15 protein-coding genes are annotated in these 16,889 nt (G+C 47.9%); 4 read left to right on the forward strand and 11 right to left on the reverse strand.

The features are described 5' to 3' along the window. Positions 1-28 precede the first annotated feature (28 nt). The 3 genes from SNR34_RS22415 to gpr form a co-directional block, all read right to left on the reverse strand. Positions 29-400 (reverse strand): hypothetical protein, encoded by a 372-nt coding sequence (locus tag SNR34_RS22415; protein WP_486180192.1) that lies wholly within the window; start codon positions 398-400, stop codon positions 29-31. A gap of 34 nt (positions 401-434) precedes the next feature. Beyond that, the gene (locus SNR34_RS22420; RefSeq protein WP_236416730.1) at positions 435-1,742 is read right to left on the reverse strand and encodes a stage II sporulation protein P; all 1,308 of its coding nucleotides are present in this window, start codon (positions 1,740-1,742) and stop codon (positions 435-437) included. 226 nt (positions 1,743-1,968) lie between these two features. Then, positions 1,969-2,973: a GPR endopeptidase gene (gene gpr, locus SNR34_RS22425; RefSeq protein WP_236416731.1), complete on the reverse strand. Its 1,005-nt coding sequence runs from the start codon at positions 2,971-2,973 to the stop codon at positions 1,969-1,971. 176 nt (positions 2,974-3,149) lie between these two features. Between gpr and rpsT the strand changes: the two genes are divergently transcribed. Beyond that, positions 3,150-3,422 (forward strand): 30S ribosomal protein S20, encoded by a 273-nt coding sequence (rpsT, locus tag SNR34_RS22430; RefSeq protein ID WP_236416732.1) that lies wholly within the window; start codon positions 3,150-3,152, stop codon positions 3,420-3,422. 88 nt (positions 3,423-3,510) lie between these two features. Here rpsT and holA read toward each other — a convergent pair whose 3' ends face one another. The 3 genes from holA to SNR34_RS22445 all read right to left on the reverse strand — a co-directional run bounded on the left by holA (position 3,511) and on the right by SNR34_RS22445 (position 6,610). After that, on the reverse strand, positions 3,511-4,527 hold the full coding sequence (gene holA / locus SNR34_RS22435; RefSeq protein WP_339273877.1) for a DNA polymerase III subunit delta: 1,017 nt from the start codon (positions 4,525-4,527) through the stop codon (positions 3,511-3,513). Between the two features lie 263 nt (positions 4,528-4,790). Then, on the reverse strand, positions 4,791-6,065 hold the full coding sequence (locus tag SNR34_RS22440; protein ID WP_486180193.1) for an anti-sigma factor family protein: 1,275 nt from the start codon (positions 6,063-6,065) through the stop codon (positions 4,791-4,793). After that, entirely contained in the window at positions 6,062-6,610 is a 549-nt protein-coding gene (locus tag SNR34_RS22445; RefSeq protein WP_236421296.1) for an RNA polymerase sigma factor, read from the reverse strand. Before SNR34_RS22445 ends, SNR34_RS22440 begins: the two co-directional genes overlap by 4 nt. Positions 6,611-7,081: 471 nt before the next feature. Here SNR34_RS22445 and SNR34_RS22450 point away from each other — a divergent pair, with 471 nt between their 5' ends. Further along, positions 7,082-7,384, forward strand: a complete 303-nt coding sequence (locus SNR34_RS22450; protein ID WP_236421295.1) for a hypothetical protein — start codon at positions 7,082-7,084, stop codon at positions 7,382-7,384. Between the two features lie 113 nt (positions 7,385-7,497). On the opposite strand, the gene SNR34_RS22455 is transcribed toward SNR34_RS22450, so the two are convergent. Both SNR34_RS22455 and SNR34_RS22460 read right to left on the reverse strand, forming a co-directional pair. Further along, positions 7,498-9,468 carry a stalk domain-containing protein gene (locus SNR34_RS22455; RefSeq protein ID WP_486180194.1) on the reverse strand — a complete coding sequence of 657 codons (1,971 nt, stop codon included), beginning with the start codon at positions 9,466-9,468 and terminating at the stop codon, positions 7,498-7,500. 157 nt (positions 9,469-9,625) lie between these two features. Further along, entirely contained in the window at positions 9,626-10,240 is a 615-nt protein-coding gene (locus SNR34_RS22460) for a stalk domain-containing protein (protein WP_486180195.1), read from the reverse strand. A 331-nt stretch (positions 10,241-10,571) separates the two neighbouring features. On the opposite strand from SNR34_RS22460, the gene SNR34_RS22465 reads away from it, so the two are divergent. Continuing rightward, positions 10,572-11,360, forward strand: coding sequence for a DeoR/GlpR family DNA-binding transcription regulator (locus SNR34_RS22465; protein WP_339273881.1), 789 nt, complete (start codon positions 10,572-10,574; stop codon positions 11,358-11,360). Positions 11,361-11,560: 200 nt separating this feature from the next. On the opposite strand, the gene SNR34_RS22470 is transcribed toward SNR34_RS22465, so the two are convergent. Together SNR34_RS22470 and SNR34_RS22475 are read right to left on the reverse strand one after the other, a co-directional pair. After that, positions 11,561-11,938: a VOC family protein gene (locus SNR34_RS22470; protein WP_486180196.1), complete on the reverse strand. Its 378-nt coding sequence runs from the start codon at positions 11,936-11,938 to the stop codon at positions 11,561-11,563. A gap of 64 nt (positions 11,939-12,002) precedes the next feature. After that, positions 12,003-12,845, reverse strand: a complete 843-nt coding sequence (locus tag SNR34_RS22475) for a DUF6597 domain-containing transcriptional factor (RefSeq protein ID WP_486180197.1) — start codon at positions 12,843-12,845, stop codon at positions 12,003-12,005. A 475-nt stretch (positions 12,846-13,320) separates the two neighbouring features. Here SNR34_RS22475 and SNR34_RS22480 point away from each other — a divergent pair, with 475 nt between their 5' ends. Next, a complete protein-coding gene (locus SNR34_RS22480) occupies positions 13,321-13,683 on the forward strand; it encodes a DUF3221 domain-containing protein (RefSeq protein ID WP_339273884.1) in 363 nt (120 codons plus the stop codon). A 200-nt stretch (positions 13,684-13,883) separates the two neighbouring features. Here the strand turns inward: SNR34_RS22480 and SNR34_RS22485 are convergent, their stop codons facing one another. Further along, positions 13,884-16,808, reverse strand: coding sequence for a ComEC/Rec2 family competence protein (locus SNR34_RS22485; RefSeq protein WP_486180198.1), 2,925 nt, complete (start codon positions 16,806-16,808; stop codon positions 13,884-13,886). Between the last annotated feature and the right edge of the window lie 81 nt (positions 16,809-16,889).

Consider the following 16,889-nt stretch of genomic DNA (forward strand, 5'->3'; position numbering starts at 1 on the left):
TCCTAGTGTCCCATGAGGGTAAGGGTTTCTATTCGGCTACACCGCTGAACAAGGAAACGACCCACTTGATTCCGCTATGAGACAAGTTCTGCAGCAATCCCGCCGTTTTCTCGGCGAGCACGTCCACCGTAGCTTTGTCCTGTTCTGCACCCAGAACCTGACTTGGCGTCTGGACAGGCACGAACGGCCGCTCGTTCACCTCCTGTTGTTCGGGCTGGGCGGGCTGTTCAGGCTCCAGTCGAGTCGCCGGTACCGCCGGCTCTGTGCCGGCGACCGTTGATGTGTTCTGCGATGGAGTCGTATTGATCTGCAACCCTCCCCCGGCTAACTGCATGCCGAGAAGAATGCCGATCAGCATAAGCACAACGATGGACAGCAACCTTTTTCCGAATCTGGACACACCCTACGCCCCCTTATTTTAAAGACTTGCGTCATCAACTTCCTTTAGATTTGGTTCCGGCACTCGCTTTATCCACCTGTTGGTCTTCCCAATAGACCTCGGCGATCATGTCCGCGAGCACCTTGGACGTGCTCTCCAGTTCTTTGGCCGTATTGTCGATCCCGCCGATCTCGATCAGGATGCTGTGGGGAGACAGCGTCTGGTTGTATTCGCCGTTATTGGCACCGCCGCCATCCTTGCCCCATACGCCGCGGGAAACGCCGGGATACTTCGCCTCCAGTTTTTTATGGATTCTGGCCGCAAAGGCTTCGTTCTTGCGCCAATTTGGATTTTCGTGCCCGATAATGAAATACACCTTGGCATAACCGACTCCATCAATCGTCGTCGTCGTTTTGCTGTGGCGCTGCGAGTCCCGGTGGATGTCGATCAGATATGTCAAGTCATCGTTTTGGGCCAGCGCAGCTTTTACGGTCTGCCGTGAATATTTATAAGAATAATTCCAGTTGTAGTCCTTTACGACAGAAGGGTAGTCATCCTTAGCATGCTCCACGCCGACGCCCAGCTTCTCCAGACTGTCAGCCAAATAGGTTCCCACTTGAAAAACATTTCCCGTCGGCTTCGCCGAAGAAGGATTGTCGCTTTTGGTGCCAAGCAACGGATTGTAGCCCTCCCGAGGGTGAGAGTGATAAACGAGAATGGATTTTTTCTCCGGTTTCGATGCTTGGCCTCCCTGTTTGCCTCCATCATGTTTCCCTCCATCGCTGACAGGCGGGTCGTTCCCAGCCTCCCCCTTGCCCGGATCTTCCTGTGAAGGAGAAGTATTGTCCTGTTCCGGCGGCTCGTGCAAACCGGCATCGGGTTCCTCGCCATCTGCCGAAGCCGAATCGGTAACGCCCGGATCGGGTTGATAATCCTCCGGCGCCTCCGCACGTTCGTTTCCCGATCCGTGCCTCAGCAGTACAGGCTGATTGGCGCCCATGCCAGGCATTTCCCTGGCGATCAAGCTTTTAGGGTCCTGCGGATTTACGTTCGTCAACATTTGAAACACAAAGTTCGTCAAATTTTCGCCTGAAAACGCGGACTGCTGGTCATCCCCCTTTAAATGGGGCATCTCCATGCCTAACATATCAAGAAAAAAATGACTGGAAACGGCACTTGCGAACCCTTTCATCGAAGCCACCGGAGAATTATTCAATCGTTTTTCGGCCATGCCCCCAAGTCCAAGAATGACGAAGAATAACGCCGAAATGATCATCAGCAGCAGCAATGTCCGACCCATGGCCAGCACATGCAGGCATCTTTTTTTCCATTTTCCGATATTCCACGATATGATTTTGTTCATCGCTTCTGTCTCCTTCCCTGCTGGACAACTCTTATATTTCAACTCTATGAGCCTGTCCGGTTTGCTAGAACAAAAAGAAGAAGATTTCCCCCAGAATTTCTGTGAGATAAGCCGAACGGACCAAAACCTCCACGCAGCTAAAAAAAGAAAAGCCAAAAAAGAGAGACCCGATAGATTCGGATGCTCTCTTTGCGAAATTCCATATTTTTGATATGACCAATTAAGCTTAATGTGTATATGCTGCTACATTTTCGGCCTTTACCGCTTCATGAAGCGCAGCATTCAAGCCCGTCGCGACAATGTTCGCGATGTCCTCGATAAATTCATCGATTTCCTTCGGCGTCACGATCAAATCATGGCCCAGGGGCTCCAGCACCTCTTTTACCAAGCTAAGGCGATCATTCTCGCTGATTTCGTCAAGCATTCCCATGATTTGTTTCGTCTGCTCCGTTTCCTGGCGAAAATGGGAGCGCATCATCTCGATGGCGTTGTTCACGATGGTGGAGGCATAACAAACCGTGGGAACGCCGATTGCAATACACGGCACGCCCAAAATTTCACGCGTCAACCCGCGCCGTTTGTTGCCGATGCCCGAACCGGGGTGAATCCCGATATCCGCCACTTGAATCGTTGTGTTGACGCGTTCAAGGGAACGGGAAGCGAGCGAATCGATCGCGATGATGGCATCCGGCTTTGTGCGTTCCACGATACCCTGTACGATGTCGCTCGACTCGATGCCTGTTGTGCCCAGCACGCCGGGAGCGATTGCGCTAACCTCGCGATAGCCGGGAGCAACCTGATCCGGCATAAGTTCGAAATATTGGCGGGTCACCATCAGGTTCTCTACCACCAGCGGACCGAGCGCATCGGGCGTTACGTTCAGGTTGCCGAGCCCTACCACCAACACCTTGGACGTTTTGTTGATCCCGGCCTTGGTCAAGAAATCCTCCATTTCACGCGTGAATGCCGCTGCCACACGTTCCTGCAATTCGGTGTCGCCATTGCGCAGCGACGGTACCTCAAGCGTGACGTAATGCCCTTTGACCCGCCCGATTTTCTGCGATGCCGCTTCGTTCAGAACATCGATCCGCGTAATCGTGATGCCGTCCTTTTCCTCCACGTCTTCTTGCAAACCGGGAATACCCGTGTTTGGCTCGGCATGTTGAACCATCTCCCTCGATTCGATCGCAAGGTCGGTACGAACCGCGTACTTTCGCAAATCCAATGTCATGTATTCCTGCCTCCCTTACCGCATTTGAACATATTGTGTGGGAAAAAGAAGGGCTTTATGCAATGCCACGGAACGAAAAAGGAATATTTGTTGCAATTTACATGTTAGCATGCTAGAATATTTTAAGTTGTGAAACGTTTGTATTCATGCGATATGCCTTACAGGAGGTGAATGTAATGCCAAACATCAAATCCGCTGTTAAACGCGTAAAAACTAGCGACAAGCGCCGTGCACTCAACGCTTCCCAAAAGTCCGCACTCCGTACAGCTGTTAAAGCTGCCGATGCTGCTCTGGTAAGCACAGAAGTTGAAACTGCAAAAGCTGCGATTCAAGCTGCTTCCAAAAAGCTGGATAAGGCTGTAACTAAAGGTCTGATTCATAAAAATGCAGCTGCTCGCAAAAAGTCCCGCTTGGCTAAAAAACTGAACGCTCTTTCCGCACAAGCGTAATAAGCGTTACTTATACGATGCATTGGAAAATCCTGAACAGCTTATGCTTTCAGGATTTTTTAGCATTCAACCGAAAAAAGGGGCGCATCTACGCCCCAAGTCTCAGCAAAAACATTTCAAGCCCCAGCACTTTGTCAATCGCGCCCGTCTTCATCTGATAATCCAGTTCCCCGAGGTGGCTCAATATAAGCCGCAAACGCTCGGTCTGGAATTTCCGCGCCTGCTCCCCGGCAATTTTGACAGCATATGGATGCAAGCCGAGCTGGCTCGCAATCTGCTGTTGAGAGTAGCTTTGCTGCCCAAGCTCCTTGACTTGGATCATGATCCGAAATTGGCGGGCAATCAGCGCGGCGATTTTGATCGGCTCTTCCCGCTGCTTCAGCAGCTCGTAGAATAGCGCCAGCGCCTTTTCCAAACGCAGGTTGGCAAGCTCCTCTACCAAGGCAAACACGTTTTGTTCCGTGCTGCGGGCCACCAAACGTTCAATGTCTGCGCGCGTGATCGTCCCGCCTTTGCCTGCAAAAAGACAAAGCTTGTCTACTTCGGCGGATAAGGTCTGCAGGCTTGTGCCGGCATAACTTACAAGCGTATCTGCCGCTCCCTGCTCGAAAGCTACCTCGTTCTGCTTGGCCAGCTTCACAATCCAGTTCAGCAGCTCATCTCCGCTAAGCGGGGCAAAAGCAAGCACGACCGCCTGTTTTTTCGCCGCTTTCACCAGCTTTTTCCGCTCATCCAACTTGTCTGCCTGAACAAGAAACACGATGGTGCTATATTCGGCAGGATTGTCCATGTATGCCAGCAAACGATCGACGTGGTGTTCGATTTTGGAATCCTTGCCGGCCGCAAGCAAATGCGCATCCCGTACAAAAATCAATTTTCGAGGCACGAGAAAAGGTACCGTCTCCGCTTCTTCCACCACCACTTCAATCGGCGTTTCGGAAAGGTCATAGGGAACGACCGCAAAATCGCGATGCTCTTCTTCAATGATCGTTTCTTTTAGCAAATCCGCAAATTGCTGTATTTGATATTTCTCCGACCCATACAGCACGTATACAGGGGCGGTATCCCCATTGCGTATGGCTTTCGCCGCACTCTTTACATCCATTCTCACGGTGCCTCCTTATCATCCCCTTTATCCTACCAGAAAATCGACCGAACAACAAAGGGACCTCCATCCGCGCGCGAATGAAGGTCCCTGGTCCTACATCTATATAAACGCTGACGACGACCGTCCTAGAAACGGTCAGCGAAGCGGTCATACGACGTCAGTTATGTCAACTGAATTAGGACGTTATGTTACTTTCAGTATACTGCAGGCAGACTCAAAACGTTCAGCCATTTTGCTAGAAAAGGCTTGTCACCTTCCATTCATTTCGCGGAAGTTTCTCCCGATGCGGGGGATACGGCGAAATATTTCTTGACGGTCGTCCCGTTCTGTTCTGTCGAGTAATTAAATGTTGTTCCATCCGACGTCCAGCCCGCCGATGTCAGCGTGCCTTCCAACTCCCGTTGCTCCACCAGGTTCAATGCGGCCGGATCATCCGCCGACCGGGCATACAGGCTCAATTGATTGTCAGTCTGCATAACCGTGTATGCTCCATCCGGGGAACTCCATTCTTTGGGAACAGATGTGGAAGCAATCCCTTGATTCGGTCCAACCAGTCCCATCGCTCCGTCGGACGCTTTGGTTCCGTCCTGAACCTCGGGAGCCGTGATCCCTTTTTGGACGTCTCCTTCTTTCATCTCAGGCGTCTCGCTATCGGTCGCAAAGTTCTCGGGATCCACACTGTTCGCAGCCGATTCCGTTTCATCCGGAGTCGCCGGCGGCAAAGCCGAATCGGAACTTTCCGTTTTCTGCTCTACGCCGGGAGAGGCTTCGCCGACCGAGCTTTGGGGTGAATCAGCCTGGTTCGTGCTTGACGGCGCATCCTTCGAAGTTTGATCCTGGCTTGTCGTTGGTTCAGATGTCGACTCCGTTGGTCCTTCGGTCGAATCCGGTTCCGAAACAGGCAGTTTCTCCTGCTCCCCGGCACTGTCCTGGGCTTCCGGGTTTTCCGACGTTTCAGGGGCCAGCCGTGTCTCGCCGGAATTTACAGCATCGCTTTCATGCCGCTTGGCTGCAGACGTATCATTACCGTTGACGTCGGTGCTGAGCGCATTTGGATCCGAGGCCTGGCTTTCCGCTGATCCACCGCTGCTCATCATCATTACATCGGCATTTTCAAGCTTTTCAGGCTGATATCCCCAGATGGCAAAGCCCAAAACGATAACAGCCGCCGCGGCTCCCACGGACATGCGCCCTACCATGGTATTTAACCATTGCTGCTTCGGCTTGCGTTCGCCGGACCGTTGCAGACTTTCGGTTGCAGCAGGGACAGGACTCATTTCCTGTATCGTGCTGCTTTGTTCTTTCCTTGCTTCATCAATGGCATCCAGCTGTGGCATAATGGCATCCACCAAGCTGAATTTCGGGGTCACTTGCGGCAAATCCTCCAGTTCTCTGGATAGAGCTCTGAGCAAACTAAAATTTTCGGCGCAATCCGGACATGTGGCTACATGCTGCAGCAATTGCTCGGTTTCCGCCTCTCCCAGATCATGATCCAGATACCGGTGCATCCATTCCACCACCTCATCGCATTTCATCCTGTCACACCACCCTTCTGATACTCCTGTAATAGATTCTGCAATTGCTGCCTTGCACGGAACAAATAGGATTTGACCGTATTGAGCGGAAGGTCGAGGCAATCCGCAATTTCGTTATATGACAAGTCCTGCAAATATCTTAGAACGATCACGGTGCGATGATGCTCGGGAAGCTTGTTGATCGCATCCTGAATATCCTTGGCCACATAGGTCGACATGACTTCCGATTCCACGTTCTGATTGTCCTGGAACACCATCTCATGTTCCTCGATGGACACCGACGGCTTGGCCCTCCGGAACTTGTCGATGCAAATATTCGTAACGATGCGTTGTACCCATGTTTTGAATTGTGCCTTTTCCTCGTATGAGTTAATTTTGGTATAAATTCGGATTAATGCCTCCTGTGCGGCATCCATCGCATCCTGTTCATTATTTAGAATGTAGTATGCGGTTCGGTATACATGCTGTTCAATATTCCGCAATAGGGTAATTAGAGCGTCGCGATCGCCCGATTGAGCGGCTCTGATGAGTTCCGGCTCTACCACAAAGGATCCCCCTCTCCCTGCAACCTTACAGACGTGACCATCAATAAAATTGTTGCAAAGTTAAGATTTTTTTTATTTTGCAAACCGCACGCTGCATGATTCGATCCCGAATGGATACGGGTACAAGATGACGAGATGGATCTCGCGCCTTTCTACCCCAGCCGGGAGCAGCCGTTTCGTATGCATGCAGACATGCTTCCACAACAAAATAACGGCGTATGTATCGTAAAGCCGCAGAAACTTATCTTAGAATAACAGAAATTGCATAATGCGTCACCAAGCGCTTTCAAAAGTCATATCCAGTACTTACACGACTTAATTCGAATGCAATAACATAAATTATAATTGCGATGCTTTCCGTGCTCAAAAAAAATAAAAGTCAAAAATTGTACAAATTTTCAGCCGTTTTTAATGTAATTTTCATGAAAATAGTGTATTGTAAATTTACATTCATAACGCGAGGTGATGAGCATGCCTGCTCAAGCAAAAATCCAATTATTAAAAGAACAGCTCCCTAAGGAGTATCAAAGCATCACCCATTTTGTGGAACATGCGATGCAATCCTTGGACACATTGGTCGAAGAACATCGTAAATATACGGCTGCACAGGCATTATACGGCGAAAAAATCGTCGGGTCGGAAGAACGCCTGTATCATGACACCGTGATCGATGTCCGGGAACAGCTGCTGAAGACGCTGGAAAAAACCGTGGAAGACATTCTCCACAAAGGTGATAAACATTGGACCAAACATTTCAAGGACGGCGTTGAATAATGATTTGGTTCCCCTTTGATTGCTAAAAAAAACCGCTTGAGGAGCTTCCTTACGGAAAAGCCATCAGGCGGTTCTTTTATGTTCAACTATTTTAGATGATTTAGTGGATGGTATTAATAGTAAGTAAAGAGCTTGCCTCCAACAAACGTAAGGGCTCGGATATTCTCAAGCGAGTCGATGTACATCCAAACTTCGATCTTGCCTTGTTTACTCATCTCTTGCGAGATGCTTCGCGGCTCTCCCCAAGCCAGGCGGGCTTGCGTTGTATTCATGCCGATTGCAACTTTACCAGCAATTATGTTGTTCCACATGGCTTGGGACCATTTGTATTTTTGATATGGATCATAAGACAAGAAAAGATCCTCTTCGTTCAGCCAATCCGTTACATCTGAGCTTTTGTTCCCCCCATACACGGATAACATTTTGCCTTTAGCATTTTTAAAGATGATTGTGTAATTCTTGATCCCCGAGGGATCCGTCTCCATCCGAATATCCGAAATCGTTACTTTACTGAATCGTTGGCCAAGTTCTGGATAGTAATTAATCCAATATGATTTACCAAGCAAACGGGCAAGACCGCCCAGCTCTTTTTGTTTGACCAATTTGGCTGTCTCCGCAGAATCCACGCTAATCACGGAGGCTCCCACGATCAACTTGGCACGCTTGAATTCTGTTTCCCATTGAACCTTCACACCGGAAATCTGAGAAAGGAGCGCTGCAGGAAAGACCGTTTGTCCATTTATGGTTTGCAGTTTCCCTTTTAGTTTGAGGGTCTTGCCGTTCCATTTTGCATCCTGGCTTCCTTTTTGAAGCAACAGTTCATCATCACCCCATTGAATCATGAAGTTTGTTCCCTTTACTTGCACCGTTGCGCCAAGTGCCTTGAACACGGACTGAACCGGTAGATAGATACTTCCATTGACCATGGTAGAGCCTATCAAGTTTTGTTGAATGCCCGCATTCAATTGAACGCTGGAGTCCAGCTCACCTTTTTTAAATGTAATCCGGGTACTTCCAGCCCCCTTGACTTGCAACTGTCCTTCACCTTTGTAGACAGCGACTTGCGGTTTTTCTACCGTAATCTCCCCGCTATTGGGTTGACGCTTCGTTTTGTACCCGTTTGAATATAATTCCTCCACCGAAAGGGCAAGGATATCCCCAACGCTCGCCTCTTTGGCCGAAGCTGCCAACGTCACTTTTTTCAGTGTCGGTCCGTTCAAGGGCTGCAGTGTTCCGTCTTTATAAATCCCCCATGAACCGTCAGTATGCTGTACATAAAGTTCTTCCAGATCAACGGAATACTCCAGTTTCTCGACCCCACTCAATCCCTGGAGCTGTTTACCCTCGTAAGTAACAGGTCGACGATGCCCCCGCTCATAGCTCCATACGCTTCCGTCGTCTTTGACTGCCAAAAACATACCGGAATTCAACCAGATCACAGATTTCACATGATCCGTCACTTCAATCGGCTGTTCCTGGACCATCATGTCGACCACAACGACCGAATTATCTTCCCTAAGTACGGCCGCATATGCACTACTTGTCGCAATCTGCTTTCCTCCGGGTACATTCCCCATCTTTCTGGAGATATTCCGTTGGTCAGCAATGTAATACACATCACCATTGGATGTTAAAGCGCCGTAAGAATGGTAGCTGGATCCCAGATATGTACCTACATCAATGACGGATTCCAGCCCTTTAATGGTCTCCCCCTTATAATCGCGAAGTGTCCCATCCTTCAACAAAGCCACACCATTGCCGTATACCTTAACTAGTCCGTTATACTGAGTGATTACCGGTTTTTCATCCCTGTTTCCTTCCCAATAATAAACGCGTCCGTCTGTCGTCCATCCGAAAAGACTGCCTTGCGCAGCAGACACACCTGCCACATCCGTCGTTTGGGTCCATATGCCTTCCGTTGAATCCTTGGACCACACCGTCCCGTCATTCATGAGATAGGTATTCCGGTCAACAAGAGAGACAATAGAATTCGTTCCGTTTCCCGAAGCCGCATCTACTTTCATGGGTACTACGACGATGCTTGCCATCAGAATAACCATGAACCATAACGGAAGATATCGCATTATTTCTCCAATCTTGAACCCATTGGGCCCTTCCCATCTCCTACTCTCTTTGTCTTGAACGTTATCCATTGTTCGTATCCCCTCTGCTTCTGTGTGATGAAAGACATGCTGGTTATAAACCTTCTAAACATTCGGCAAATATCTAATTCTATTAAATTTATATTTCAATATTTAATGTGTTTTTACTCGAATTTAATTCAAGGGTTGTTCCTAATCCTTTAATGGATTGTACTGGAATGTACGTAATTCCGTTTATCACTTTTGGAGCTGCACTTAATGAAGCAGATTTGCCGTTATAAAATACGGTTTTGCTCCCAAGAGTGAGTGTTACCTTAAATTTATCTTTGGTTAGACCTATCGTTGCACGATCCGGATCGTATGTAAACGCTGCATCCAATGCTTCTGCAATGTCTCGTAATGGAAGCAAATTACTTCCTTGATATTCTACCGGCTTATTGGCGAAATTAATTTTTTGATCATTAACATATACTACTAAAGAAGATTGCGTATACTGAGGTTTAGTTTCTTTCGGTTTTGTTGGTGTAGTTTTTTTTGTAGATGAAGAAGAACTGCTGGATGATTTAGTACTTGAAGAAGAACTACCACCATTATGATAATGATATTCCCCGTACTCCAATCCCCATTTGGCACAATTTGTCCAACACGTATGACCTCCATTGGAATCTGTTCGCCCGGGATGAGCTAATGCACTTGTTGCACTGGATAAAAGGAATAGAGACAATACGGAAGTAACGAGTACCCTTTTGTTCATTTTAAACACTCTCCTACTGGTTCTATTTTCCTATGAATCATAACATACAAATATATGATGAAGAAATATATTCCTTCCATTAAGAAATGTCCGAGATAGCGCGAAGCGATGGCATACATTTTATTGAAATGAGCTTCAGGAAACTCTATGTTTTCAGCAGCCAATAGCCCCCTATATGCTTTAAATGTCTGACAAAAAAGAAAGTAATGAAATGCGCAAGAAACATGAACAAAGCGGAAGAAACACGAATACAAATGTTTGACAAAACAGCACAAACATGAATATAATCGAACCATCACTTGGTGATAATTTCCATAAGGAGGCGATTTTATTGTTCTCTGATGAACGTCGGGACAAAATTCTGGAGCTGCTTCAAAAAAACGGGCGTGTTCTTGCCAAGGAATTGGCTGATATGTTTGAATTATCCATCGATTCAATTAGAAGAGACCTTACAATTATGGAGGAGAAGGGTCTTCTAAAACGTACACATGGCGGAGCAATTCCAAGTTCTAAAGTTCGCAGCACTCCTCTCCCACCTGAATTACGTTACCAGGATGGAGCGCCACATCAAAATGCAATTTCTAAATTGGCCGCATCCTTCATTCAGGAGAAAGATACCGTCTTTATAGGCAGTGCTGGGATCCACTATGGCATGCTCAAGTATCTTCCTGAAATCCCTTTTACCGTTGTAACCAATTCAATTAAGGTCGCAGATACATTGAAAGATCGTAAAACAACAGATGTTTACCTTATCGGCGGTAAAGTAAAAAGTTCCGGCAGCATAACGGATGCCTTAGCAAACGAATTTTTGAGACAATTCACTTTAGATATTTGTTTTGTTACTGGAGGTGGAATTTCTAAAAATGGCGTAAGTACAGCCACTCCTGAAGTAGCAATGTTGGGTAGAGCAGCTGTTGAAATATCCAGGAGAAAGATTTGTCTGGCACCTCACGAAAAATTGGGAATTGATTTCTTTGCAAAAGAAGGTCCAATTACTGACATTGACCTTCTGATAACGGATGAAGAAGCTAGCATTGAAGCCATCGCAGAAATTGAAAATAAAGGTGTCAAGGTTTGTATTGCAAGAGTGACCGAGGAATCCCTATTAAAAAAGGAATAGATCATATCCATTGGCCCGGATGATCTATCCCCTTCTTCTAAGGAGTTGCTGCTTAGCAGCTCCTTTTTCATTATAACGGATTATAATCGCTATGAAATCTTTCATTCTCCTCATCCCAGCTGGTTATTGAACAAAACTACCCGTTAACTGAGAAAACGGCAGCCAACCGTTGTGTGCGGCTGCCGTAATTTTAAACAGAATCAAGCGACCAAACTGATCAAATTGCCGTCAGGGTCCTTTATGATCGCATAACGCTCGCCCCAAGGGGTATCGTTCGGTTCAAAATGCCCTTCATATCCTTGTACTGTCAATCGGCTATACGATTCATCCAGCGCTTCCTTACTGTCAAACTGAAAAGCGAGCTCCATTCGATAACCGGCCGGCTTCGGCTGGTCGCCTAGAATCGTCTGCGCCGATTCCCAAGTATCAAAGGAAAGAATAATATCGTTGTATGGTACTTCGAAATGATGTTCTTCATTTGCCTTTTCCGGTATTTCCAAGCCCAATGCCCGATAAAAATCCAGGGACTTCTTCATCTCTTTGACGTAAATCGATAATCTTTTTAACTTCACTGCCATGCTTCACAACTCCTATCCATTGGTATGATAAAGCTCACCTCCATTGTATTGATCTTATAGACTGTCAAATAGGAAAAATCGGACTCCTTCGTTTCTTACTTATCAAGCTTCTAAGAGACAAGCCATAATATTGCTTAAATGTGTTGGCAAAATGGGACTCATCGTAATAGCCGTATTTGAGCGCAAGATCCGCTAAACTGGAATAACCCCCCCGAAAAAAATCCTGCAGTGTGCTTTGAAATCGGATTATCCCAAGCATCTCCTTCGGACCTAAGCCCAGCTCCTGATTAAATACCCTTCTAAGATGTCGTTCACTAAAGTGGACTTGATTGGCCAAATTCGTTACGGATACATTCCCTTTTCGGCCATAAATAATCTGCAAGCTTTCATACACAAGTGGGTTCATTGCTATATCGCTATCCGCCAGCATTCGGACCAAATGATACTCGGCAACCGCAACAATTTCGGCGATCGTAGTGGCTGATAGTATCTCTTCTACCCAGTACATTTCTTTGAAACCCAAAACATCTTCCAAGTAGATACGCTGTCCCGTAAACGCCGAAAGAGGTATCTTTAGAATAGAACGAGCTGATTCTGAATATATCCGAATGCCAAATAATGATCGAGCTTCAGAGAACTGCAGCACTTCTGATCGAGTTGTAAGACCTACAATATAGGCAGCCTTTCGGCTGGATGGAGAAAGAAGATCCACGACAATATCGATACAGCCATCCGGTATAACTCGATGCGAAGGTTTGCCTGGAACAGGACGAAAATCCATGGTCCAAAAAGAAGCCACATGTGATTCCAAGCGAGGATTAGATGGATATTCCCGGAAATTATACCATGGCTGCTGCAGCTCCGGTTGCAATTTGGGAGAATGAACGGGATGGAATGAATGAGTCATCTCAATCCCTCCTTAATCAAGTTTAACTATATAAACCGCAATAATAAATCCCACTAGTGCACTGCGAGCACAGTACCATAGATGTTTTTTTGCAGTTTATATAGTTCCAATTGTTAGCTTAATGGGAATGAAAGCCGAACTTCTGGACGACTGTGGACGTAATATTTTTGAAATATCGTTACCCGTGAGAAATCCTGTAAACCGAATATAACTGGGGGTTTGAATAAATAATGAGGCCTCGAGACGATGGGGTTACACATAAGGTCATTACGTCAAAAAGCCCACCCAGAAGGTTGCTTTATGTAGTTTAAAGCTCAGGACAAGCAAAATCAACGTATTGAAAATATCTCTCCATCTCACCTTGTTATTGCGTAGATATCGCTCAGGAAACATACGTCGCTCGCGCAGTAGTTTCCGTGGCCTTCCGTTGGGATCGCCGCTGAGTTTGCCAGTTTCACAACATAGGAGGTTCATTATGAAAAAAGTAATGCTGTTCATCTTAATCAGTATGATTATACTTCCTGGCTGTTTTAACAAGGATGAGAAAGAGCATTATCCAGTTTACGAGGGAACTGTAGTATTTAAAACAGATGAAGATGACAAGTACAAATTTCTTGTTCTTCAAAATATAAGTAAGAAAGATTTAGAGAAAGGTAATCTTGAACTTTTTATAGAACTAGCACAAGACCAACCGGAAGCCTCGTATTATTTTGTCGATAAAGAGGCTTATGAATCAATTGATGTAGGGCAAAGAGTAAATATCACTGCTGACTTTAACCAACAAGAATCCTTGCCACCCATTAGGACGGTTGTGAATATTGAAAAAATCAATGAATAAGCTAAGCCGATGTTCATTTTCATGATGAGAACACATTCTATACTCACATAAACGAAATGTTGCTTGTTTAAATTAAAAGCAGCCCGTCGGGCTGCTTCACATACACCATAATACTTGGTTTTATTCCCTTCCAATGATAGATTAAAATGCAGTTTTAATTGATCTAACCTATCAGTTAACCGAATTAGGCACCGAGAGCCTTAATCTGATTCAAGTTTATGCCTGATTTCGATGTGTCCAGCTTTGATCCTCATTTGCACTTCCCCCATTTGATCCGTCCGATAAATGGCCGATCCCGACTGCTCAAGCCGCTCCACCACCCCCGCATTGGGATGCCCGTACAAATTGTTGACCCCGGCGGAAATAACGGCTGAACTGGCGTTCCAGTAGTGAAGCCAACCTTCGGCGGAAGAGGTTTTGCTTCCGTGATGCGCGACTTTCAAGACATCCACCCGGTGATTCATCATACTCATCGTCATGTTGTCGACGGCATCGTCCACTCCGGGATTCTGGGTTGCCTGTTCAGACCGAAGAAATAGCGGAAGCTGTGCTTGGAGAACTGCACTCGGTTTCTCATTTCCCCGCAGTGCCTCTTGGGCAAACGCCTCCGCAAGCGAGCCGTCTTGAATACGAAACAACACATCCTGTTCCGCCGCCTCGTCCATGTCCCCCGTAAAGAGCAAAGAAGCCCCTGCCATCTCCAGCAAAAAGACGACCGAATGATGATTTTGCTCCTCGTCCACAGGCATGCCGCCCAAACGATCGGTAGAGAGACTCAGATCCGGCGAAAGAAAATACAATTTCGTTTGGTCATCAGCCTTATATGTCATGCCCTGCCTGACGGCATACAGCGGGATTTGCCTGTCCGCAGCAGTCTGGAGCAGTTTGTCAAAATTGTCCTTGCCGCTGGTCGTACCGTTAAAAATCAGACGTTTTACCGGGATTTGCTCCAGTACAGCCTGCAGCCCGCCGGCATGATCCTGATCGGCATGAGTAACAATAATGGCATCCAGCTCATGAATCCCCCGTTTTTTCAGGAGGGGAACAACGACCTTTGCACCAACCTCGTAGGGATCTCTGCGAACCCTCCAGCCCTCGTCCGGCTTGGCGAAACTGACCGTTCCCCCTCCATCCACCAAAATGTGCTTGCCGCCGGGCGTTGATATCAACGCGCTATCTCCTTGCCCCACATCCAGAAATTGTACCACTCCCGTGCCGGAAGGATACGGTGACTGATATCCCCACCATAAGCCAGCGATAAGCGAAATCGCAATCAAACCACATATCCAGCCGTGATAAGGAGACCTTTTCTCGCCATCATAAAATCCGGCACCGCGCGAAGTGAAAGCTCCCGAATATTCAGGCCATGCAATACTCGCAGAAAGCAAAGCTACGGACTGCCCCGACACATCGGAAACGCAAGGGACTTGATCCGAATACCCAGGCTGCGGCGTGCGGCCCACATCATACGAAGTCCTGTCCGCACTTGATGGAATAACGCCAGGGCGTCGTGAGAGCGGGGCCGTATCGTCCTGCAGCTGCGGGAACGGCAACGCTTTTTTCCCTAAGTTTCCCTTCTGCAAGAGCCTCAGCAAACTATAAAGTCCAATATAGTAGGCCGCAATCCACCAGATGGGCGGCGTTGGCCAAATCAATACAAAACCGGGGAAACGGTTCATCCATTCCACGGTCGCAAAAGTCAAATCATTCAGCACAATCGTGATCCAAGCCAATAGTTTGGCTGCGGGAAACCACACAAATCCGATGATCAGCGCAACCGTTCCAAGCGGAAGCACAATCACGCTGATGAAGGAAACCAGCAAAAAGTTGGCGACGAACGACAGGATCGAAAACTGGTTGAAATACAGAATGGTTACCGGAAAAGAAATCAGCTGAGCCGTCACCGTCACCGAAGCCGTGGCCGCAAGCGCTTTGGGCCAGCGGTCAAACAGACGATGAATCAGCGGCATATAAATCATCAGCCCGGCCGTAACCAGAAAAGATAGTTGGAAACTTACGTTTACCATGAAGTAGGGATTCCACCACATCATGAGCAAAGCCGCGGCGCTGATGATATGCAGACCATCCCTCGGCAATCCTTTCCTTGCCATCGTTAAACCGATCATGGACATGATTCCCGCCCTGACGACGGATGGGGAGCCCCCGGATAACATGACATAGAAGGGCACCAGCAGCAGAACGATCGTCAATGACGTTTCCCGTGTCAATCGCAGCAAGGACATCAGCAGCAGCAAGGAAGACACATAAACAGCAACATGCGTACCCGATATGGCCAAAATATGCGTCAGACCCAGCTGCGAAAACCCGCCGTACGTATCCGGATCAATATCTTTGGCCATGCCGATGATTAACCCTTTCATATATCCGCCGTGCGGTTCCGGAAACAGCCGATCGACAGCCGACCCCAGCTTGCTCCTTGCCTGGTCGTTTAGGCGAAATAGGTTGAAAGCCTTCCAACCCTCGGCCGGAACGGTTTCTACCGCGATGGCCCCCTTCACTTTGAACAGCCAGTGTATTTCAAGCGTCCGGAGGTACGCCCTGTAATCAAAGCCACCATAGTTCCGTGCTTCACCAGGCAGGGCCAGCGTGCCTTCGAGCGTAACGGTATCGCCCCTCTGCCAAGCCGCCGCCGTCTGCAGCTCTTCCTCTTTGGCCAGCCTGACCTGCACCATGAACTTCTCTTTCCGGTGATCCAGAGTCAGAGGTTGGAAGCCACCGCTGGCCGAAGCACCAGGATCAATTTGAACGGAACTAACCTGCAGCTCAAAATCGGCCCGGTCCCCGTCAATGCGTACTTCGGAGTCCAACCTGCCTTGAACCGTGGCCTCCACTCCGTCAAGTTCGTCGCTTGCCATACCCGTCAGTTCGGCCAGATGGCTGACATTCCTCGTATCGTTCCATTCCCAATGAACGGCCCCGGAGGCAAAAGCTGCTCCAAACAAAATAACGATCCACCCGCGCAGGCCCAGCCATCGCAGCCATAGCGGGGCACAAGCAAGAACCCCAACCATTCCCCATAACAAATTCCAGCCGCTTAACGCAACCGCCATTCCGCTGCCGCATAGCCAACAAACGGTAAAACCAAGCAGTGGCCTGCCCTTCATCCTTCCCCCTCCTAATCCCGTAGCCAGAACGCAAAAAAACCTCTGGCAGCCGTTACGGCAACCAGAGGTTTTTCCTCATGG

Source organism: Paenibacillus sp. XP01 (assembly GCF_057364885.1).